The 22,562-nt window shown below is 29.5% G+C and carries 19 protein-coding genes; 14 read left to right on the top strand and 5 right to left on the bottom strand.

From position 1 onward, the window contains the following. Window positions 1-52 precede the first annotated feature (52 nt). The gene (locus tag CNEONATNEC86_RS16525; RefSeq protein WP_058296257.1) at window positions 53-1,453 is read right to left on the bottom strand and encodes an alanine/glycine:cation symporter family protein; all 1,401 of its coding nucleotides are present in this window, start codon (window positions 1,451-1,453) and stop codon (window positions 53-55) included. 138 nt (window positions 1,454-1,591) lie between these two features. After that, complete coding sequence (locus tag CNEONATNEC86_RS16520) at window positions 1,592-4,069, bottom strand: transglycosylase domain-containing protein (protein ID WP_058296256.1); 2,478 nt, start codon at window positions 4,067-4,069, stop codon at window positions 1,592-1,594. A gap of 110 nt (window positions 4,070-4,179) precedes the next feature. Here CNEONATNEC86_RS16520 and yunB point away from each other — a divergent pair, with 110 nt between their 5' ends. Beyond that, window positions 4,180-4,836: a sporulation protein YunB gene (gene yunB, locus CNEONATNEC86_RS16515; protein ID WP_058296255.1), complete on the top strand. Its 657-nt coding sequence runs from the start codon at window positions 4,180-4,182 to the stop codon at window positions 4,834-4,836. A gap of 146 nt (window positions 4,837-4,982) precedes the next feature. Here the strand turns inward: yunB and hpt are convergent, their stop codons facing one another. After that, window positions 4,983-5,507 carry a hypoxanthine phosphoribosyltransferase gene (gene hpt, locus CNEONATNEC86_RS16510; protein ID WP_058296254.1) on the bottom strand — a complete coding sequence of 175 codons (525 nt, stop codon included), beginning with the start codon at window positions 5,505-5,507 and terminating at the stop codon, window positions 4,983-4,985. 425 nt (window positions 5,508-5,932) lie between these two features. Here hpt and hflX point away from each other — a divergent pair, with 425 nt between their 5' ends. The 9 genes from hflX (at window position 5,933) to CNEONATNEC86_RS16465 (ending at window position 15,246) form a co-directional block, all read left to right on the top strand. Then, window positions 5,933-7,717, top strand: a complete 1,785-nt coding sequence (hflX, locus tag CNEONATNEC86_RS16505; protein WP_058296253.1) for a GTPase HflX — start codon at window positions 5,933-5,935, stop codon at window positions 7,715-7,717. 170 nt (window positions 7,718-7,887) lie between these two features. Then, window positions 7,888-8,787: a nucleotidyltransferase domain-containing protein gene (locus CNEONATNEC86_RS16500; protein ID WP_058296252.1), complete on the top strand. Its 900-nt coding sequence runs from the start codon at window positions 7,888-7,890 to the stop codon at window positions 8,785-8,787. Between the two features lie 18 nt (window positions 8,788-8,805). Then, the gene (locus tag CNEONATNEC86_RS16495; RefSeq protein ID WP_058296251.1) at window positions 8,806-10,230 is read left to right on the top strand and encodes an aminotransferase-like domain-containing protein; all 1,425 of its coding nucleotides are present in this window, start codon (window positions 8,806-8,808) and stop codon (window positions 10,228-10,230) included. A 42-nt stretch (window positions 10,231-10,272) separates the two neighbouring features. Further along, on the top strand, window positions 10,273-10,923 hold the full coding sequence (locus tag CNEONATNEC86_RS16490; RefSeq protein ID WP_058296250.1) for a YigZ family protein: 651 nt from the start codon (window positions 10,273-10,275) through the stop codon (window positions 10,921-10,923). Window positions 10,924-11,094: 171 nt separating this feature from the next. Beyond that, the gene (locus CNEONATNEC86_RS16485; protein ID WP_125150137.1) at window positions 11,095-11,835 is read left to right on the top strand and encodes a YebC/PmpR family DNA-binding transcriptional regulator; all 741 of its coding nucleotides are present in this window, start codon (window positions 11,095-11,097) and stop codon (window positions 11,833-11,835) included. Between the two features lie 364 nt (window positions 11,836-12,199). Then, window positions 12,200-12,334, top strand: coding sequence for a phage replisome organizer N-terminal domain-containing protein (locus tag CNEONATNEC86_RS21640; protein ID WP_230131766.1), 135 nt, complete (start codon window positions 12,200-12,202; stop codon window positions 12,332-12,334). 256 nt (window positions 12,335-12,590) lie between these two features. Then, window positions 12,591-13,637 carry a type IV pilus twitching motility protein PilT gene (locus CNEONATNEC86_RS16475; RefSeq protein WP_159136422.1) on the top strand — a complete coding sequence of 349 codons (1,047 nt, stop codon included), beginning with the start codon at window positions 12,591-12,593 and terminating at the stop codon, window positions 13,635-13,637. A gap of 53 nt (window positions 13,638-13,690) precedes the next feature. After that, window positions 13,691-14,443: a prepilin peptidase gene (locus CNEONATNEC86_RS16470; protein ID WP_125150139.1), complete on the top strand. Its 753-nt coding sequence runs from the start codon at window positions 13,691-13,693 to the stop codon at window positions 14,441-14,443. Between the two features lie 149 nt (window positions 14,444-14,592). Then, on the top strand, window positions 14,593-15,246 hold the full coding sequence (locus CNEONATNEC86_RS16465; RefSeq protein ID WP_058296245.1) for a DedA family protein: 654 nt from the start codon (window positions 14,593-14,595) through the stop codon (window positions 15,244-15,246). A gap of 137 nt (window positions 15,247-15,383) precedes the next feature. Here the strand turns inward: CNEONATNEC86_RS16465 and CNEONATNEC86_RS16460 are convergent. Both CNEONATNEC86_RS16460 and CNEONATNEC86_RS16455 read right to left on the bottom strand, forming a co-directional pair. Beyond that, window positions 15,384-16,807 (bottom strand): IS3 family transposase gene (locus CNEONATNEC86_RS16460; RefSeq protein WP_230132317.1). Its coding sequence is split into 2 segments (ribosomal slippage): window positions 15,384-16,318 and window positions 16,318-16,807, totalling 1,425 coding nucleotides; the frame shifts between segments, so codons are not numbered across the junction. A gap of 88 nt (window positions 16,808-16,895) precedes the next feature. Then, window positions 16,896-18,212: an aspartate kinase gene (locus CNEONATNEC86_RS16455; protein WP_058296244.1), complete on the bottom strand. Its 1,317-nt coding sequence runs from the start codon at window positions 18,210-18,212 to the stop codon at window positions 16,896-16,898. A gap of 436 nt (window positions 18,213-18,648) precedes the next feature. On the opposite strand from CNEONATNEC86_RS16455, the gene CNEONATNEC86_RS16450 reads away from it, so the two are divergent. From CNEONATNEC86_RS16450 to CNEONATNEC86_RS16435, 4 genes are all read left to right on the top strand, one after another. Then, window positions 18,649-19,917, top strand: a complete 1,269-nt coding sequence (locus CNEONATNEC86_RS16450) for an ammonium transporter (RefSeq protein WP_159136421.1) — start codon at window positions 18,649-18,651, stop codon at window positions 19,915-19,917. A 35-nt stretch (window positions 19,918-19,952) separates the two neighbouring features. Further along, window positions 19,953-20,312 (top strand): P-II family nitrogen regulator, encoded by a 360-nt coding sequence (locus CNEONATNEC86_RS16445; protein WP_058296242.1) that lies wholly within the window; start codon window positions 19,953-19,955, stop codon window positions 20,310-20,312. Window positions 20,313-20,603: 291 nt separating this feature from the next. After that, on the top strand, window positions 20,604-21,935 hold the full coding sequence (gene glnA, locus CNEONATNEC86_RS16440; protein ID WP_058296241.1) for a type I glutamate--ammonia ligase: 1,332 nt from the start codon (window positions 20,604-20,606) through the stop codon (window positions 21,933-21,935). A gap of 38 nt (window positions 21,936-21,973) precedes the next feature. Next, the gene (locus CNEONATNEC86_RS16435; protein ID WP_058296240.1) at window positions 21,974-22,534 is read left to right on the top strand and encodes an ANTAR domain-containing response regulator; all 561 of its coding nucleotides are present in this window, start codon (window positions 21,974-21,976) and stop codon (window positions 22,532-22,534) included. Window positions 22,535-22,562 lie beyond the last annotated feature (28 nt).

Below are 22,562 nucleotides of genomic sequence, written 5' to 3'. Positions count from 1 at the left end.
AAAAATACAGGTATACACAAAAATATATACCTGTATTTTTACTATAAAAAACTTATTTCCATTCATCTGCATTTTTTAATTCTGGAATAGATGATGATTTAAAAACTGGATCAGATATTCCAGATTTTTTTTGTTTAGTGTAATCATCTAAAGCTTTAAATGCAAACTTACCAAGAAGAATTATTGCAATAAGATTGATTATTGCCATTAAAGCCATAAAGACATCGGCTAAATCCCAAACTATTTGTAAGCTTGCTACAGAACCAAATAAAACCATTCCAGCGACAAAAAGCCTATATATGATAAGATAGATCTTTTTTTCAGATAGGAATTCAATATTAGATTCTCCGTAATAGTAGTTACCAACAATTGAACTAAAAGCAAAAAGTAGAACACATATGGCTATGAATATACTACCAAGTTCACCTATTTGTGAGCTTAAAGCATTTTGAGTTAATTGAATACCTGTAAGACCTTTATCTGAGTAATCTATTCCTGAAAGTAATATAATAAAGGCAGTACAACTACAAATTAAGATTGTATCAGTAAAAACACCTAATGTTTGAATTAAACCTTGTTTAACTGGATGAGAAACATCTGCTGTAGCAGCAGCATTAGGAGCACTTCCCATTCCTGCTTCATTTGAGAATAAACCTCTTTTTATTCCGATAATAAGAGCACCAGTAGTACCACCTAATATTGATTCAAGATTAAATGCACTTGTAAAGATTAACTTTATTACTGAAGGAACAGCAGTTATATTTTTAAATACTACAAATAACGATATAAGTATGTATGCTGTTGCCATTATTGGAACAATTATTTCAGACACTTTAGCTATTCTTTTTATTCCACCAAATACTATAAATAATGTAATAGCAGTTAATAAAATTCCAATTAGCAATTTACTTGTTCCAAAAGCTTCATTCATAGCTATTGAAATAGTATTTGATTGAACAGAATTGAATACTAATCCAAAACATATAGTAATTAAAATAGAAAATGTTACACCCATCCATCTTTGACCTAATGCTTTTTCCATGTAATATGCAGGCCCGCCTATGAAGTTACCTTCTTTATCTTTTTCTTTATATATCTGCGCAAGGGTTGATTCAACAAAACTTGAAGCAGATCCAATTAAGGCAATAAGCCACATCCAAAATATTGCACCTGGTCCACCAACTGAAATAGCAATTGCAATACCAGCTAGGTTTCCAGTACCTACTCTTGAAGCAGTACTAATACAAAATGCCTGGAAAGATGAAATAGAGTTTTTATCTCTAGATGAATTGAATCCATCTCCGAGTAATATGAACATTTCTTTAAAAAATCTAAATTGTACGAATTTGGTTTTATATGTAAAATATATTCCTAGAATTATTAAAGGAGCAATTAAAACATATGTCCATAAAAAATCATTTACTTTTCCTATAAAATTATTAAAAAAAATCATTTATATACCTCCTAAAAATAAAAAAATGTCGAAATATGCGTTTATAGTATTGTATATTATTCGTAAAAAAAAAGCAAATGTGATTATTTTTATTAATCACATTTGCTTTTTATATATTTAATTTATTATAAGTTTAAGTTAAGTTGGTTTGTTTTCAATAGGTGATTCAGTTACTGGTGGCTCATTTACTTGAGGTTCATTAACAGGTGGAGTAGGTGAATTCGTTCCATCTTGATTTTCATTGTCTGATGGATAAAATTCAACAGGACCACTATTTTCATCATAACCAACTGTGTTATCATATAACGATGGTAATATATATGGATAATCTGCTGTCACAGGGTTTGGATTATCTTTAGCTATAAATACTTTGCTTCTTGTAATAATGCTAGGCGTTGCAGGTGTTGCAAGCTTACCATTTAAGAGATTAACATTAGCAGATACATGAGTTTTACAAGTTTCAGTAGGTTCTGTACCTTCAATAAAATATTCTGTAATTACTCTGCTGCCTCTAGGATCAGAGGTACATAAGTTTGAAGGTAATAATCCAGAATCCTTACATACATTTGCAGTAACTAATCCAGTTGGTGCTTCAATTTCAGTAACATTATAATTTTCATGAGCTTTTTGCATTAATTTACCCCAAAGAGCAGCACATCCACTTGAACTTCCATATAAAGTAGTTGGATTATCATAACCAATCCAAACAGAAGCAGATAGGTAAGGAGTAAGTCCTGAAAACCATAAATTTGTAGACGAAGTTGTAGTACCGGTTTTACCTGCTACAGGCATATCTCCCCATTTTGCAGCAGATGCATTATAAGAAATAGGACCTTTTAAAACATCATACATGATATAGGCTGTTTGTGGTGAAAATACTTCTTTATGAGTAGGAGATTTATTTTCTAATATAGTTTTCCCATTAGCATCAACAACCTTACTGTATAAAACCGGCTCGGTGTATAATCCATTATTCCCAAATGTTCCAAATGCATTTGCAAGTACAAAAGTATTACCACCATCTAAATCCTTAGGATTGTTATTAAATTCTCCAAGAGCTATAGAAGCAATAGAAGATTTAGATTCTGAGTTGTATTTTAATCCTAATTGTTCACCATAAGATACGGCAGTGTTTAGGCCAAGCATGTCTGCAACTTTTACAGATACTACGTTTTTAGAGTACTTTACACCTTCCCTAGCAGTAGTTAATCCAGCATACACATTAGGTGAATTTTTAGGATCATAGTGCTGACCATTATTCAAAGTGTTTTTTTCAAAAGGAGCATCATCTATAACCGTTGCAGCAGTTATAACTTCTTCATTTATAGCAGGACCGTAAACAGTAAGTGGTTTAGTTGATGATCCTATAGGTTTTAATGCGTTATAAGCTCTGTTAGTTGACTGAGGCTTTTGATCACCTCTTCCACCAACCATGGCAAGAACTTCACCAGTTCTATAATTTACTATAGTTGCAGAAGCCTGAAGTAGTGGAACACCATCAGCATCATATGTTTCAGCATTAGAAACACCAAGATTGCTATACTCATTTAAGGTAGACTGAGTATAGTCCTGAAGATCTCTATTCATTGTTGTATATATTTGTAATCCGCCATTAACAATAAGTTTTGAAACTTCTTCATCAGTGTATTTATATTTTTCTTTTAGATCTTTTTTTACTTGAGATACGGCAGGATAAACAAACCACTCATAGTTCATTTTATAGTCTACCTTGCTACGTTTGAACACCAATCCGCCATTACTAACTTGATTTATAGCATCGTTATACTCATCTTGTGTAATATAGCCAAGTTGATGCATCATACTTAAAACGGTTTTGGTTCTATTTATATATGTTGGATTATTAGGATCGGATTGAGTATACGCACTATAATATGTTGGAGCTTGAGTAATTCCAGCCAAGTAAGCACATTCAACTAATGATAAATCTGAAGCACTTTTACTAAAATACATTAGTGAAGCAGCTTCTACACCATAAGCAGTGCCACCCAATGGTATTGTATTTAAATACGCAGTTAAAATTTGATCTTTTGTTAATTTTTTTTCTAAATTAACCGCTAGATAAATTTCTCTAACTTTTCTTTCTATTGAAACATCATTGGTTAAAATAGTATTTTTGATTAATTGTTGAGTTATTGTAGAAGCACCGTGTAATCCCTTTTGTTTAGTCAAAATTTTCTTTACATCATGTATAGCAGCACCAGCAATTCTTTGAATATCGATTCCGTTATGTTTCATGAATCTTTCATCTTCAATAGAGATGAAAGCATTTTTTAAATTTTGTGGTATTTCACTAGATTCTATAACGTAACGCTCTTCTTCAGTATGAAGATTATCCATAAAAGCACCATTACTATCATAAAGACTAGACGGTTGATTTAATGTTAATACAGCATTAACATCTAGTGGTGGTGTAGTTTTTATAATAGCAAAAGCATATCCTGCAAAGATAACGAAAACTGATAAAAAACAAAAGAATAATCCTAAGCCAATATTTCTAAAGATTCTTTTTCTTTTTTTTGCTTTTGATTTTTTTTTCTTTGCTTTTTTCTTTGACTGAGGAGATTTATCAGGTTTTTGTGAATTATTAATTGCCATTTCATCCTCCTAAAATTAATAAGGTTTAAAAAATATTAATAATATCCTATATTATTATAGCATAATTATAGTATGAGTAGATGAATAACTCAATATAAAGGTGTTATTATATGGAATATTATACCAGAAGAAAGAGCAGAAAATATTTACCTTTACTTCTATTTATTATTATCATTATTATAATTTTAAATACAACTTTGGCTTTTTTTGATAAAAGAGTTATGCCATCTGTTATTCAAATATCAGAAGTTATGGCAAAAACTCAAACTTTAAACATAATTAATGAAACAAGCTTACGTATATTAAATAAGGAATTTAAATATAATGAAATGATAAATGTAGAAAAGGATGACAATGGAAAGATAGTTTTGATTCAATCAGATACCGGAAAGCTGAATTATATCGCTTCAAGGCTTTCAAGTGAATGTAATAAATCTTTAGCTGATATGAGTAATAATAAGATAAAGGTTCCATTAGGATGGATTACAGAAAAAAGTTTATTTTACAATTTAGGACCAAAGATATCAATGGAAGTTGAACCTATAGGAAATGTAGTAGTAACTTATGAATCAAAATTTGAAAGTGCTGGAATAAATCAAACAAGACATAAGATATATTTAAACGTTAATGGAAAAGTTAGAATTAAATTACCTATTAAAAGTACAGAAATTGATGTAAACACGCAAGTTCCGGTATGTGATACTATTATTGTTGGAGAGGTGCCAAATATGGCAATATATCCAAAAGAAAATGAAGAATCTAAATAAAAATGTAGATATCCATGAAGGATATCTACATTTTTATATTATAATTCAAACATAGAATGAGTAAAAATAATACATTATTAAAATCTCATAATAGACTACAATTTAAATCTATATGATACTTAATTGATAAAGAAAAAAATTATGTTTTACTCTTCCCAGTTAAATACATATGGTATATTTCTATAGAAATCACCATAATTTAATCCATATCCAACGACAAAGACATCTTCAATTTCAAAGCAGCAGTAATCAGGTGTTATTTCAACTTTTCTTCTTGATGGTTTATCAAGTAATACACAAGTTTTTACTGAGGCAGGATTGAGTTTTTTTACATGATTTACAACAAAATCCATTGTTATGCCTGTATCTACAATATCATCTACGATTAAAACATCCCAGCCTTCAATGTTGTCTGGAATATCATTAACAACTTTAACTGTTCCAGAAGATGTTTCGCTATGACCGTAACTTGAAGTAGTCATAAATCCTATTTTAGTTTCTAAATCTATGGCTCTAGCAAGATCGGCTGCATATATGAAACTTCCTCTAAGTAGTGATAAAAGATAGATTTTTTTTCCTTTGTAATCATCAGCTATTGTTTTGCCAAGTTCTTTGATTCTAGTATTGATTTGCTCTTCAGAAAAAAGAATATTACGCTTTTTATCTTCCATTATATATATTCTCCTTTTGATTTTAGTAATAAAATTCACCGAAGTGATATAGCATATATTATTGCATTATTATAATATATTTTCAACCATTTTGTAGAATTTTATGAGCTCTATTTTTATAAATTGTTTATAGTATAATAATTTATTATTAAAATATTATAAGTTTCATATGAATCATTAATGTAAAAAATAGATTATAAAAAATAGAGTCCTCTAGTTTTATAATTTGTAAAAGTATAGGGCTTATACATTAAATGAAACATTGTTTAATTATCTCTTAATTTAAGATCAATACGATTATATAATTTTAATTCAAATATATATAATATTGATGGCGAACTATGGTATGTATAAACTTTACAATAGTAATTTAATAGTATAAAATTAGGTGAAAGTTATCAATATAACTTATATGAGGTGATTTTATGATTTATGGTAATATAGAAGGAATAAGAAAATCAACATTAGATCAATTAGAAGAGATTTATTCTATTAAAACTCTAAAAGATGAAATATGTAATGTTGATATTTTAAATATTATATCAAAAGTTTCTAGCTTTATTGAGAGAGAAATAAGTGTTGGAATAAATAGAAAGGGTAATGTAACTTCAGTTGCAATTGGGGATTCGACTTCTGTAGAAGTACCTGTAATAAATATAGAAGAAAAAAGATTATCAGGCATAAGAGTAATACATACACATCCTAATGCATACTGTAATCTCTCTGCTCTAGATTTAACAGCATTGCTTAAATTAAAATTAGATGCTATAGTTTCAGTGGCAATAAGAGAAGGAGAAATAATAGATTTTTCATTAGGAATTCTAACGTTATATAACAATAAATTGGAATTTGAAGAAAAACAAAATCTTTCATTAGAAGAAATAACATCTATAAATATATTAGATAAAATAAAACATATTGAAAATTTAATAAAAACTAATGATGTTATAGAAGATAGCGAAGAAAAAGCAATATTAGTTGGTTCTGATACAAAAGAAAGTCTAGAGGAACTAAAAGAATTAACAGAAGCTTGCAATATAAAAGTACTTAAAACTGTCTTCCAAAGTAGAAATAAAGTAGATGCGGCTTTTTATATAGGAAGAGGAAAAGTATTAGAAATTGCATCTATGAGACAAATAGAACATGCAAATGTAATTATTTTTGATGATGAACTTTCAGGCTCTCAAGTTAGAAATTTAGAAGCTGCCATTGGTGCAAAAGTCATTGATAGGACAACATTAATTCTTGAAATATTTGCAACAAGGGCTAGAAGTAAGGAAGCTAAAATTCAAGTTGAACTTGCTCAGCTTAAATACAGATTAAATAGACTTCAAGGTCTTGGAACTGTGTTATCTAGAACTGGTGGAGGTATTGGTACTAGAGGACCAGGAGAAAAGAAACTCGAAACTGATAGAAGACATATAATGGAAACAATATATGACTTAAAATGTGAACTTAAGAAAATAAAAAAGACAAGAGAAGTTCAAAGAGAAAAGAGAAATAAAGAAAATATACCAAAGGTATCTTTAGTTGGTTATACTAATGCAGGAAAGTCAACTCTTAGAAATGCACTTTGTGATTTAGCAGCTAAAAAAGAAGCTCAAAATAAAGATAAAGTTTTTGAGGCTGATATGTTGTTTGCTACTTTGGATATTACAACAAGAGCCATAACACTAAAAAATAAAGGGGTAATAACATTAACTGATACAGTAGGTTTTGTAAGAAAACTTCCACATGATTTAGTAGAGGCATTTAAATCTACACTAGAAGAAGTTGTTTTTTCAGATTTGTTATGTCATGTTATTGATGCTTCAAGTGATACTGCTATAGAACAATACATGGCAGTTAACGAAGTATTAATAGAACTTGGTGCTATCGATAAGGAAACAATAATAGTTTTAAATAAAATAGATAAAGCTAGTGAGGAAAATATAAATTCAATTAAGGAAATAATTCAAGGTAAAGAGTATATAGAAATATCAGCTAAAGAAGGAACGAATCTAGATGAATTTTTAGAATTGATAGAAGAAAAACTTCCATATAATTATAAAAAAGTCGAATATACTATACCATATGATAAAACTAATATTCAGTCTTTTTTACACCGTAATGCTAGAATTTTAGAAGAAGATTATAGGGAAAATGGAGTTTATATTATGGCTGAAGTTGATGATGAGGTTTATAATAAAACAAAAGAATTTTCGCTATAATATAATTTGTGAAAATAACTATTCGATAAAAGAGATTCTTAGAGAAGTATAAATAATCTAAGGATCTTTTTTCTTTAAGAATTTGTAAATGAAGATTCAAATGATATATAATATCTATGTATAATTTTGAATCCAAGATATATTTTAAAAGCAAATGAGGTAAGTATTATATGTTACAGTCTATATTAAATTATCAAAAGGCATCACAAAAATTAATTACAATTCTAAAAACAAATAAAAAAGTCTTAACTGTATTTGCATTTGGAAGTATAGTAAATGGAGATCTCTGGGAAGAATCAGATATTGATATATTTGTTGTGTATAAAGATAACTTCGAGGAGATTAGAGATGTATACTCAGAAATATTAGATATTCCTGTACATATGAAAATATTAAATAAAGAAAAATTTCTAGAGCTATATAATACAAATGGACAAAAAGGTATTATAAGAAATTTATTAATATCCTCTAAGATAATAGTATCTAAAGATGAAGAAATAGATAATATCTATAATAAGGCAAAGTACACTTTAGATAAACATATAGGATTATATAATTTGGTTTATTTAGGAAGCTTAATTAAAAACCTTAGAGTATCTAAAAAGTATTTACAAAATAATAATTTATTTACTTCTTATGAGGTTTTAATAAGAGCATTGGATAGTTTCTCTAAATTATACTTAAATTTAAATGGATACACAGTTAGTAAAGATGCTGTAAAAATGACTATGAACTTAAATAATCAATTCAATATTTTGATTGAAAAATTATTTAGTAGTGGTGAATTGAAAGAAAATATTAATAATACTATTATGTATATAGAGGATTTTTTAGATATGAATATTAATGTAGCTGCAAAATTAATTCTAGAATATTTAAATGATAGAGAAGAGTTTGTAAGTTCACACGAAATAAAAAATGATGAAAAATTCAAAGATTTTGATATAAAGATAGAAGATATATTAAAAGAACTATATAAGAGAAATATAATAGTAAAAAAATCTAGAAAATTAGATTTACAAGGAAGAGAAAAGCTTGTTAATGAAAATGTATATGCTTCAAGAAGGTAATTTATAAAAGGTGATTTAATGGAAAATTATAAAAGCTTATATTTTAATGAAGAAAGTCCTAAATATGTTCAAATTGCAGATTATATTAAGAATTTAATAGATAGTAAGATTATAAGGGATGGAGATAAGCTACCTACAATAAGAAGTTTGGCAAAAGAACTTTCTGTTAATAATGTAACTATAGTTAGTGCATATAATAAGTTGAAAAATGAAGGGTATGCTTATCAAAAAGTGGGAAGTGGTAGTTTTGCAAAAAGAAAAGAGGTTACTTCTACATTTAGAAAAAGATATTCTAATATATTGAAAAAGTTATCGACAGAGGACTTGAGTAATGTAATTGACTTTACAGGGGAAACAAATGATGAAGTACTATTTCCAATAGATGATTTAAAAAAGATAATAAATGATGTTTTAGAAAGAGATGGTACTAAAGCACTAGTATCAAAAAATCGAGGTGGATATAGAAATTTAATTACAACAATAAATAGAGAATTTTGGAATGATAAGCTTAATGAAAGAGATATACTGATTGTATCTGGAGCTCAACAGGGGATAGATATAGCAGCTAAAAGTATAATTAATATAAATGATAATGTAGTTGTTGAAAAGCCTACATATATGGGAGCATTGTCAGCTTTTAAGTGGAGAAAAGCTAATATATTTCAAGTCCCAATAGAAAATGATGGGATAGATTTAGATAAGTTTGAAAAGATACTTCAAAAGAATGAAATAAGATGTTTTTATACTATGAGCTATTTTCAAAATCCAACTGGAATAAGCTATAGTTTGGAAAAAAAGAAAAGAATATTAGAGCTTGCGAAAATATATGATTTTTATATTATAGAGGATGATTACTTATCTGAGCTTATTTATAATGATTCAGTAGAATATATACCTTTTAAATGGTTAGATAAATGTAATAGAGTAATATATATAAAAAGTTTTTCTAAGATATTTTTACCCGGAATAAGACTTGGGTATCTGGTAGCACCGCCTAGGTTCAGAGAGATAATGGAGATTTCTAAGCTGAATACGGATATAACAACCTCAAGTTTAATGCAAAGAGCTTTAGAAGAATATATATCTAGTGAAAAGTGGAAAAATAATATTAAATATCTTAATACAGAATACCATGAAAGATATTCACTTATGAAAAACATACTAGATAATGATTTTAATGAAACTTTAGATTATAATGATCCTAAAGGTGGATTAACATTTTATGTTAAACTAAAAAATGAATCAATATCAATAATTAAATTATTTGAAGAATTAAGAAAACAGGATGTGTATATTACTCCAGCTGAGATATTTTTTATATCTTCAAAAGATGGAGAATATTCATTTAGAATAGGATTTTATCAGACTGATAAAGAAAAGATAAAAAAAGGAATGTCTATTTTAAAAAGCGTACTAGATAATTTGAAATATAACAGTAATTAAATACACAAAAAGATAGTAAAAATAAATATAAGGGGGACGATTATGTCATATATAACAATAAGAGACTTTGGCGAAGACAGATTTGAAGAGAAGAAATCTGAATTTATTGGATATGCTAAAAGAGTTGAAAGCGAAGAAGAAGCAAAAGAATTTATAAATGAAATAAAATCTATGCATAAACAAGCAACACATAATTGTTCAGCATACGTAATAGGAGAAAAAATGAATATTCAAAGATATTCAGATGATGGAGAACCACAAGGTACGGCAGGTATTCCAATATTGGAAGTAATGAAAAAAAGTAATGTAACAGATTGTGCCATTGTAGTAACAAGATACTTTGGAGGTATTCTTCTTGGTGCTGGAGGACTTACTAGAGCATATACTAAAGGGGCAAGTATAGCAATAAAGTCAGCAGGAATAGTTGAAAAAGTAAATGGATTAAAACTGAGCTTTGAATTAGATTACGATTTATTTGGAAAAGTGCAGTATATTTGTGGTCAGAATTCATGGCATATAGAAGATACAGAATATACTGATAAGGTAGTTGTCCATATACTATGCGAAGAAAGCATAAGTGATACTATAGAAAGTGAAATAATTGAATCTACAAATGGAAAAGTAATATCACTAAGAAGTGAAGAGGGTATTTATTTTAAAGAAGGAAATAGACTTTATAAAAATTTAAAGTAAATACAGGGCATATCAAATACATGCTAGATCTATGTTAATTGTCAATTCAAGCATAGTGTGGTATAATTTTTAAGTGAATTTTGTTTAATAAATACAGTATATAGTACAGTGAAATTTTATAAGGATTTTATTGTACTATATATTTTAGTTATGATAAAAGGAGGAAAATATATGTCAGGACATTCAAAGTGGCATAATATTCAACAGAAAAAAGGTAAAGTAGATGCTAAAAGAGGTAAAATATTTACTAAAATAGGTAAAGAAATGGCTGTTGCAATTAAAAATGGTGGGCCAAATCCGGAGACAAATGCTAAACTTAGAGATATTATAGCAAAAGCAAAAGCAGCAAATATGCCTAATGATAATATAACTAGATCTCTTAAAAAAGCTTCAGGAGAACTTGGAGATGTAAATTATGAAAACATAGTTTACGAAGGTTATGGTCCAAATGGAGTTGCAGTAATAGTTGAAACTCTTACAGATAATAAAAATAGATCAGCAGGTAATGTAAGAAATGCTTTCACAAAAGGTGGTGGAAACATGGGAACTACAGGATGTGTAGGATTTATGTTCCAAGAAAAAGGTGAGCTTGTTATAGAAAAGGGCGATAGAGATGAAGATGAAATGATGATGCTTGCTCTTGATGCTGGTGCAGAAGATTTTAATGCTGATGAAGAAGAAGTATTTGTAGTTACAACCACACCAGAAGACTTCGGTACTGTTCGTGAAGCCTTAGAAGAACAAGGAATAGAGTTCTTAGAAGCCGCAGTTAAGATGATTCCAGATACATATACAGCAATAGATGAAGCTGATGCTAAGAAGTTCCAAAAGATGTTAGACTTACTTGATGATGATGATGATGTTCAAGAAGTTTATCACAATGCTGAATTCCCAGAAGGATGGGAAGAGTAGGAATGTAGAGGTACTATAAACTTCAAAAAATCATTTTATATTAAAATTTACACTTTCAATATTGATATACATAGTGTGTCAATATTGGAGGTGTTTTTTTGTTGCTCAAAGATTTATTGAATAAGTAATAGTATAAGTAAAAGAAGTCGTAACTGGCTTCTTTTTGAGTGATTTGATTATACTAATAAATATGTTTTAAATGAAAATTTAATGAAATATTGCAATAAAAATTTATTAAATTTAAATACGTGTAGTTTAGAATGATGACTCTTGCAAGTAAGATTAACACAGAAGAAAATTTATATTTATCCAATATACGGTGAGAACTTTAGCTGTTGAATTTAATAGAGAAGAAAGTGAAGTAATGGTAGCTTTAGACGTATTCATGGAAATCGAGATGGTAGATATTAAGGATAATAATGTTATTGCTGTTAAGAATTTTGTAAAACATCAAGGAATAAAGGGGAACGAATTCGTATATTTACCTATTCTGATTTGATATAGCTTGAAGTAAATTGGTATATAATCTTGCTTGCAATACTTAATAAATTTAAGGATTAATATGCAAAGAGGAATATATAAATCATTTAAGAATTGTGAATAAATAACAAATCAGAAAAATAATAAATTGAAAAATACATCATAAGTATAATATACAATAAATGGGACAATATTATATTTAATGGGTAATGATTTTATAATATGCAAAAGTATAAAAGAGAAGGCATAAAAATACTTATAAGTGAGTGATAAAAATGGCTAAGATTGATAATTTATTAGCAACTATTGATATGGAATCTATTTCTGATATTCATATAACATCAGGGTTGCCACCTATGTCAAGGGAAGATGGAAAACTTATTAAAGTTAATGAGGATCCAATATCTTTTGAAATTGTAGAAGAATATATAAAGGATTTAGTACCTGATAAATATCAAATTTTCAAAGAAAAAGGAGAAATTGATTTTAAATATAATAATCCTGAAATAGGTAACTTCAGAGTTAATGCTTATAAGTGCAGGAAAAGTAATGGTATTGTAATGAGAGTTATTAAAAGTGATATACCTAAGATAAGCGATATTACAGATGTTAATGCCAGTGTATTAAAGAAATTTACAGAATTGAAAGATGGCTTAGTATTAGTTACAGGACCAACAGGTTCTGGAAAAAGTACAACACTTGCAGCTATGATTAATGAAATAAACAATACAAAAGAAAAACATATAATAACTTTAGAGGAACCAATAGAATATATATTTGAAACAAAGAAATGCATGATAAATCAAAGAGAAATTGGAGAGGATACTTTAAGTTATGCTAGTGGATTAAAGGCAGCCCTTAGGCAGGATCCAGACATAATAATGCTTGGAGAAATGAGAGACAAAGAAACGATTGAAATTGCATTAAGAGCAGCGCAAACTGGACATTTAGTATTTTCTACATTACATAATATGGGGGCTGTAGCTAGTATATATAGAATAATTAATTCGTTTGAAGCAAGCCATCAAAATGAAGTGCGAATTCAATTATCGTCACTTTTAAGAGGAGTTATTTCACAGGTTCTTTTATCAAATGAGATTGGGATAGGAAGAACGGCCGCTATGGAAATCATGATTTGTACTCAAAGTATACAAAACCTTATTAGAGAAGGAAATTACGAACAAATAAATAGTTTTATTCAAATGGGAAGTAAATATGGAATGCAGACGATAGGAATGGATTTGAAAAGATTGGTTAATTCGGGAACTATATCAAAAGAAGAATATGGAAATTGGGTTAATCAAAACATGCAGTCAGTATAAATTTTTACTAAGGATTGGTTCAAAATATAGTTATTAGCTAGGGGGAAATGGAGATGGAATATATTATTTTAGTCATGTTTGGAATGGTTATAGGAAGTTTTTTAAATGTTTGCATATGCAGGATTCCAAAGGAAGAATCTATTTCGTATCCACCATCACATTGTACTAATTGTAACCACAGACTAATGCCATTAGATATGATTCCAATTTTTAGTTTTGTTTTCTTAGGAAGAAAATGTAGATATTGTAAAGAAAAAATATCATTTCAATATCCAATTGTTGAAGCATTAAATTGTGTTCTTTATATACTAATTTTCTCTAAATATGGAATTAGTATAGCTGCATTAAAATATTGTATTTTTACTTCTATTCTAAGTGTTATTTCAGTTATAGATTATAAGACGCAATATATCTATCGTTCGACTACAATATTTGGAGCCATATGCGGATTTTTATTTTTGGTAGTTCAATTTATAGTGTATAAAAATGGTGCGTTTGATTCAATTATAGGCGGTATTGTTGGTTTTTTTATTATTAAGATAATTGTTGTTATAACAAAAGGCATGGGAGATGGAGATGCTGAAATAGCAGCAGTTTGTGGATTGTTTTTAGGAATTAAGGGAATATTAATTGGGCTATTTTTAGGGATTATTATAGGTGGAATAATAGGAATAGCAGTTATTATATTAAGATTAAAAAAATTAAAAGATAAAATAGCATTTGCTCCATTTATAGCAATTGGAGCATTTATATCTATGATGTGGGCAAATGGGATATTAGAGTGGTATATGAAGTTATTTCTATAAATTCATATAAAAAAATACTATTGATGCATTAGAAAAGAAAAATAAAACTTAATAAAAAATTAATTATATTATTATTCAAAATTTAGTGGTTATAATATATAATTACAGTAAATAACTAGATAAAATAAAACAAAGAAGGGAAAATAAGAATGAATACTATAAATTATGCAATAGATATTTTCTTACACTTAGATAGATATCTTGGCATGGTAATAAATAATTATGGCTTTGAGACATATTTAATATTATTTCTAATAATATTTTTTGAAACAGGTCTTGTTGTTACACCATTTCTTCCGGGAGATTCATTAATATTTGCTGCAGGTGCGTTTGCTGCCATGGGAATGCTTAATATTTATGTTTTATTAGGAATTTTAGGAGTCGCCGCAGTTTTGGGTGATACAGCAAATTATGAAATCGGGAGAATATTAGGCAATAAACTTATCAATTCTAAAAATGGAAAGTTAATAAAGAAAGAGCATTTGGAGAAGACAAATAAATTCTATGAAAAATATGGTGGTAAAACAATAATACTTGCTAGATTTGTACCAATAGTAAGAACATTGGCCCCATTTGTTGCGGGAATAGGTAAAATGAACTATAAAAAATTTATTTCTTTTAATGCAGTTGGCGGAGTAAGCTGGGTTTTATTAGCTTCAGTACTTGGATATTATTTTGGAAATATTCCAGTTGTAAAAAATAATTTCTCACTTGTAATGATTGCAATAGTTTTAATTTCAATAATGCCTGCAGTCATTGAATACTTAAGAAATAAAAGAAGTAATGAAGAAGTACTAAATTAAGTGATAAAAAAGACTTGTCAAATAATAGACAAGTCATTTTTCGCGGTTAAGGAAAAGGTATATAGATTTGTATATGAGGTGACCCCAAAAAGTTAGACTTTTTAAGCGTAGCAGTTTTAATGGCTGCTACGCTATTTTTATGCAGCCAAGAGGTTGAGCCTGTATTCTACGGGACTCATCCATCCTAGTTTCTCTTTAATTCTTTGTTCATTGTAGTACTTGATGTATTGTTCTATTGCCTCTTTGAGTTCATCATAACTGTAGTAAACAACGCCGTAGTACATTTCCTGTTTCATTATTCCAAAGAAGTTCTCCATTACTGAATTGTCATGGCAGTTGCCCTTTCGGGACATACTTTGAAAAATTCGATTTTCTTTAAGAGTGTGTACATAAGCTTTCATTTGGTAAGCCCAACCTTGATCAGAATGAAAAGTTCTTCTGTATGGACAATCAGCTGTGATTTCAATTGCCTGGTTTAGTGCTCCCATGATATTGGCCGCTGACGGATGTTGAGATATTCCATAGCTTAAGATTTCTCTATTACACATATCCATGAATGGATCTAAGTATAGTTTCTTTATTATCATTCGTCCCTTATCATCAACCTCATAATACTTAAACTCAGTAGTATCTGTTGTGATTTTCTGATGAGGAATCTGTGTGTCAAAACGTCTATGAATTCTGTTAGGAGCAACCTTTCCAACTTTACCCTTGTATGAACTATACTTACGACTCTTTCTTGTAAAGGAAGTCACCTGAAGATTAAGCTTTTGCATAATTCTCTGAACTTTCTTTTTATTTATAAGTATTCCTTGTTTACGTAGTGCTCCGTATACACGTCGATAACCCCAATCTTTATTAATACTACGTATTTCAAGGATCTTTTCTTCTAGTTCTTTATTAGGATTTTCTCTATTAAATCGCTTTTGCCAATACATGTATGTCGCTTTTGGAAAGCCTACAACTGCGAGAATATCTTTTAATTTGAATTCTCCTCGGAGGCTGTGGATGATTCTCGCTGTTTTTTCAGAAGAGCTTCCTCCTCTAAACGCAGCCTCCTCAGTTCTTTTAAATATGCGTTCTCAATTTTGAGCTTGAGCAATTCATCTTCAAGCTGTTTTACATGTTCAGCAGTAGTGTCAACTGAAACAATTTCGGCGGATTCTGTTTTACTAGACAATTTATTTGATGATTCCAACGATATCTTTCGTCCCTTCTTCTTCGGCCGCAAAGCATCAGGACCAGCAATTCTAAAATCATTTACCCACTTAACTATTTGCGTTGGATTATGTATCCTTTCTTGAAGGGCTAACTCCTGATATGAGACCTCACTTGTTAGATATAATTCTACTACATGAAGTTTATATTCGAAAGTAAAAGATTCATTTTTTCTTGAACGCATCAACGCTTCATCGCCTAATGTACGGTAATTATCAACCCATAATTTAACCTTGCTTGGAGAAGGAATACCAAACTCTTTCGCAAGAAATTTATAACCACCTTTACCATCCAAATACGCTTGAACAACTTCTTTTTTGAATTCATAACTATATTTTGCCAAAAAACCGACCTCCAAATCATTAGATTTTTGGTCTAACTTTTTGGGGTCGGTTCAGTATGTACAAATCTATATACCTTTTCTAATTAAATTAATTGAATGCATTATATATAGCCTGAATACCTTTTTCAAAATGACTATTTTCAATACCTACTAAAATATTCATTTCAGAAGAACCTTGGTCAATCATTCTTATGTTTATGTTAGCGTCTGATAAAGCAGCAAATATTTTGGCTGCAGTACCTGTTTGCTGAGCCATACCACGTCCAACTGTAGCAATCATAGCCATTCCAGGATGTACTACTATTGAATCAGGATTACAAGAAGCTTTTATTCCATCAATAACAGCTTTTTGTTTATTTTTTAATTCAGCATCAGAAATTACTAAGCAAACTGTATCTATTCCTGAAGGCATATTTTCAAAAGATATACCGTTTTGTTCAAGGATTGATAAAAGTTTTCTACAAAAACCTAGTTCTGAATTCATAGAAGCCTTTGAAATTGAGATTACAGTAAAATCTTTCTTACCTGCAATACCAGTTACGATATTTGGATTACTTGATAAGTCACAATCTTTTACAATAAAAGTACCTTTATCTTGTGGTCTATTTGTATTCTTTATATTTATAGGAATACCAGCTTTTCTTACAGGGAATATTGAGTCTTCATGTAAGACTGAAGCACCCATATATGATAGTTCTCTAAGTTCAGAATATGTAATTGTACTTATAGGTTTTGGATTGTCAATTATTCTAGGATCAGCCATTAGAAAACCAGAAACATCTGTCCAGTTTTCATATAAATCTGCATTTATGCTTTCTGCAACTAATGCACCAGTAACGTCAGATCCTCCCCTAGAGAAAGTAACTATATTACCATCTTTATCAGCTCCATAGAAACCAGGAATGACAGCATTAGATACTTTAGAAAGCTTGTCTGATAATGCTTCATGAGTAGCATAAGTATCTAATGAACCATCGACATTAAATACAATTACATCTTTTGCATCAACAAACTTAAATCCTAAATAATCAGCTAAAATTAATCCGTTTAGGTATTCACCTCTACTAGCAGCATAATCTTTTGAAGCACCATCTTCTAAATCTTTTTTTACAATATTTAAGTGTTTTTCAATATCAAAATCTAAGCTTAAATCTTTAACAATGTTACAATATCTTTCTTTAATATGATTGAAAACATCATCTAATGAAATACCTGTTTCAACATGTGCATGACATAAATATAGAAGATCTGTTATTTTGGAATCTTTAGAATGTCTTTTACCTGGTGCAGAAGGAATAACATATTTTCTGTTAGAATCAGACAGCATGATATCCTTAACTTTTTTAAATTGATTAGCATCAGCAAGCGAGCTTCCGCCAAATTTTGTTATTATTGTTTTACTCATGAAAAATAGCCCCCCCAATATGTTTGTATGAAATTACATATAAAATTGTAGCAATTTATTAAGACATGTTCAAGGAAATTATTGATTTTATAAAAAGTTTAAATAAATTTATTTCATATTTTTTGTAAGGATAAATTTTTATCATTTAGAGATATGAAATTTTATCATTTATAGAAGTGCAGTTAATTATATAAAGATGTAAAAAATATCATATAAAAGCGTTGACAATAAAATGGCAAGTTTGTATAATTAAAACAGAAACTAATTAAGTTTTGACGACGAAGTCATAGAAGTTTATCTTCAATGACTTCGTTTTTTTATTATCAAGGAATTTTCTGCAGAAATTATTTTTGAATAATATTTAGTCTTAGGAATAATATTTTATTTTAAAATATTCATTGATAAAGTGAATATTAACTAAAGGGGGATTTTTATTATGGATATAAATGTAGCTATAGATACCTTGTGGGTATTACTTGGAGCAATATTGGTCTTTTGGATGCAGGCAGGTTTTGCAATGGTAGAAGCAGGATTTACTAGAGCGAAGAATGCTGCTAATATCGTAATGAAGAATTTAATAGATTTTGTCTTTGGGTCAATTATTTATTGGATTTTAGGCTTTGGAATAATGTTCGGGGCTAATAAACTTGGTGGTTTTATTGGCTTACCTACATTTTTTGCAGATGGAACTGCAGAAAATGCAGCTACTGGTATTAATAATTATGCATTTCTATTTTTCCAAACAGTGTTCTGTGCAACAGCAGCAACAATAGTTTCTGGAGCAATGGCAGAAAGAACAAAATTTATTTCTTACTGCATATATAGTGCAGTTATAAGCGCAGTGATTTATCCAATTGCTGGTCACTGGATTTGGGGTGGCGGATGGCTTGCTAATTTGGGATTCCATGATTTTGCAGGATCAACAGCAGTTCACTCAATTGGTGGATGGTGTGCATTAATTGGTGCAATAATTTTAGGACCTAGAATTGGTAAGTATACTAAGGATGGAAAATCAAATGCAATTTTAGGACATAGCTTAACGTTAGGTGCACTTGGAGTATTTATACTTTGGATGGGATGGTTTGGATTTAACCCAGCTTCAAGTTTAGGTATAACTGGAGAAGGTGCTTTAGAAGTAACTTCAAGAGTATTCATTACTACAAACCTTGCAGCATGTGCAGCAGCAGCAACAACAATGATATTTACTTGGATGAGATATGGTAAACCAGATGTAAGTATGACTTTAAATGGTGTTCTTGGAGGGCTTGTTGCAATAACAGCAGGATGTGATATTGTTACTCCAGTAGGTGCATTAGCAATTGGTGTGATTGCAGGTATTGTTATGACAGTTGGTATAGAAATTGTTGATAAGAAATTTAAAGTTGATGATCCTGTTGGAGCAGTTGGAGTTCACTGTATTTGTGGTGTAACTGGTACTTTACTAACTGGTGTGTTTGGTGCATATGGCGAAGGGACAATTGGTATATTATATGGTGGCGGATTTGGATTCTTTGGAGTTCAATGTCTAGGTGTTTTATCAGTAGCAGTTTGGTCAATTGGATGTGCATTAATTCTATTTAAAGCATTAAAAGCTACTGTGGGATTAAGAGTTTCTAGAGAAGAAGAAATTAGAGGTCTTGATATAGAAGAACATGGACTTGAAAGCAGTTATGCTGATTTCCAAAACGTTGATATTAGCCTCTAGAAAATTGTTATTTTAAGTTTAAGGGGGAATAGGTTATGGCAGATAAGATTACTAAAGTTGAAATAGTCACAAGAAAGAATAAATTCGAAGAATTAAAAAATGCTCTAAACGAAATAGGAGTTATGGGAATGACAGTAAGTCAGGTTCTTGGATGTGGTACTCAAAAAGGTGATGTACAATATTATAGAGGAATTCCAATGGAGCTTAAGTTGTTACCTAAAATAAAAGTTGAGATAGTTATATGCGAAGTTCCTGTTGAAAAAGTTATAGAAGTTGCAGAAAAAGTTTTAAGAACAGGTAATATTGGAGATGGTAAAATATTTGTTTCAGATATTACAGATGTGATTAAAGTAAGAACTGGAGCGAGAGGTAAGGAAGCTTTATTAAATGAATAACTAATATTTTATAAATCATATGTAGGTAAAAGCATTAAATATATTAAATATAATGAAGGTTATTATCATTGAACTTTATATAATAAAGAAAATGATAATAACCTCTTTAAATTTTAAAGAAAAATCAGAAAAAAACTATTTTTTGTTAAAAAGATGCTTGATTTATATAATGTCATATTATATAATTAATACCATAATAAATTATGAATTGAGCAAAGGCGTTCAATAGATGGCTAAACCTATCTGTTGTGCGCCTTTTTTTAACAAATATAATTTTAAGGGGGATTTAAAATGGCAAAGTATACTAAGGAAGATATCCTTAATTTAGTAAAAGAAAATGGAGTTAGATTTATAAGACTTCAATTTACAGATATCTTCGGAGCGTTAAAAAATGTAGCAATAACTGAAAGGCAATTAGAGAAAGCTTTAGATGGTCAAATGATGTTTGATGGATCATCTATTGAAGGATTTGTTAGAATTGAAGAATCAGATATGTATTTAAAACCTAATTTTGATAGTTTTGTAATATTCCCATGGAGACCTCAACAAGGAAAAGTTGCAAGGCTAATTTGTGATATTTACAGACCAGATGGAACTCCATTTGAAGGAGACCCAAGATATGCATTAAGAAGAGCGATAGCTGATGCAGAAGCATTAGGATATGAAATGAATGTGGGACCAGAATGTGAATTTTTCTTATTTGAAACTGATGAAAACGGAAATGCAACGGTAAATACTCAAGATAAAGGTGGATACTTTGATTTAGCACCTACAGATAGAGGCGAAAATGCCAGAAGAGATATGACTTTAGCATTAGAAGAAATGGGATTTGAAATAGAGGCTTCTCATCACGAAGTTGCTGAAGGTCAAAATGAAATTGACTTTAAATATGGACCAGCACTAGAAACAGCTGATAGTATTATGACATTTAAATTAGTTGTTAAGTCTATTGCTCAAAGACATGGATTATATGCATCATTTATGCCTAAGCCAATCTTTGGTATCAACGGATCAGGAATGCATGTAAATATGTCATTATTTAAGGATGGAAAAAATGCATTTTACGATGAAAGTGATAAAAATGGGTTAAGCAAAATAGCTTACCAATTTATTGCTGGATTATTAAAGAATATAAAAGGATTAGCAGCAGTAACAAACCCACTTGTTAATTCTTATAAGAGATTAGTTCCAGGGTATGAAGCACCAGTTTATTTAGCGTGGTCATGCAGTAATAGAACAGCATTAATCAGAGTACCAGCTTCAAGAGGGGCAGGAACAAGAGTTGAGCTTAGGTGTCCAGATCCAAGTTCAAATCCATACTTAGTTTTAGCAGTTCTTTTACAAGCAGGATTAGATGGAATCAAGAATAATTTAGAAGTACCAAAAGAAATTGTAGCTAATATATTCAAGATGACAGAAGATGAGAGAAAAGATGCAGGGATTGAAAATTTACCAAATAATCTTTACGAAGCAGTTAATTTTATGAAAGAAAGTGAATTAGCTAAAAAAGCTTTAGGGGATCATATATATGCAAACTATATAGAAGGCAAAGAAGCAGAATGGGATGATTACAGAACTAAAGTCCATGACTGGGAATTAGAAAATTATCTTGATAGATATTAGTCTTATGCTTGTTAAAAGCTTAGTAAGGTGGGGTTGCAATGGCGCATAATGGAAGAATAGTAATAGCTTTAAGCAATATAGAAACTGCCAATAAATTAAAGAGTTTGCTTACACAAGAGGGGTATGATATTATATCGTTGTGCACTTCGGGTAATGAATTAATTAGATTAGTCTTGCAATATTCTCCAGACCTAGTTTTGGTTGGGTATAAGTTCAAAGATATGAGTTTACTAGATGTTTATGAAACTCTTTATGATGCTACCAGCTTTTTAGCAATAGTCAATGAGCCATATAGATCATATATAGAAGAAGATACAGATATATATTGTATAGGAACCAAGATTTCTAATGTACTTCTTACAAATGCCATTGATTTGATTTTTCAAAGTAAAAGAAGAATTAAAAAGCTAAAGGATCAGGTAGAAAAATTAGAGAATACATTAGAAGAAAGAAAACTTGTTGAGAAAGCAAAAGGGCTACTTATGCAAAACTCAGGCCTAACAGAACATGAAGCTTTCAGATATATGCAAAAAATAAGCATGGATTCTGGGAAAAAAATGCGAGATATTGCTAGTTTATTATTAAGTGAAGCAGAATAATTTAAAAATTAGCAAATATGCGAGTAAT

The sequence above is a fragment of the Clostridium neonatale genome (assembly GCF_900465025.1).
In the GTDB taxonomy this organism is placed as follows: domain Bacteria; phylum Bacillota; class Clostridia; order Clostridiales; family Clostridiaceae; genus Clostridium; species Clostridium neonatale.
This window is presented reverse-complemented; position numbering and strand designations above follow the sequence as displayed.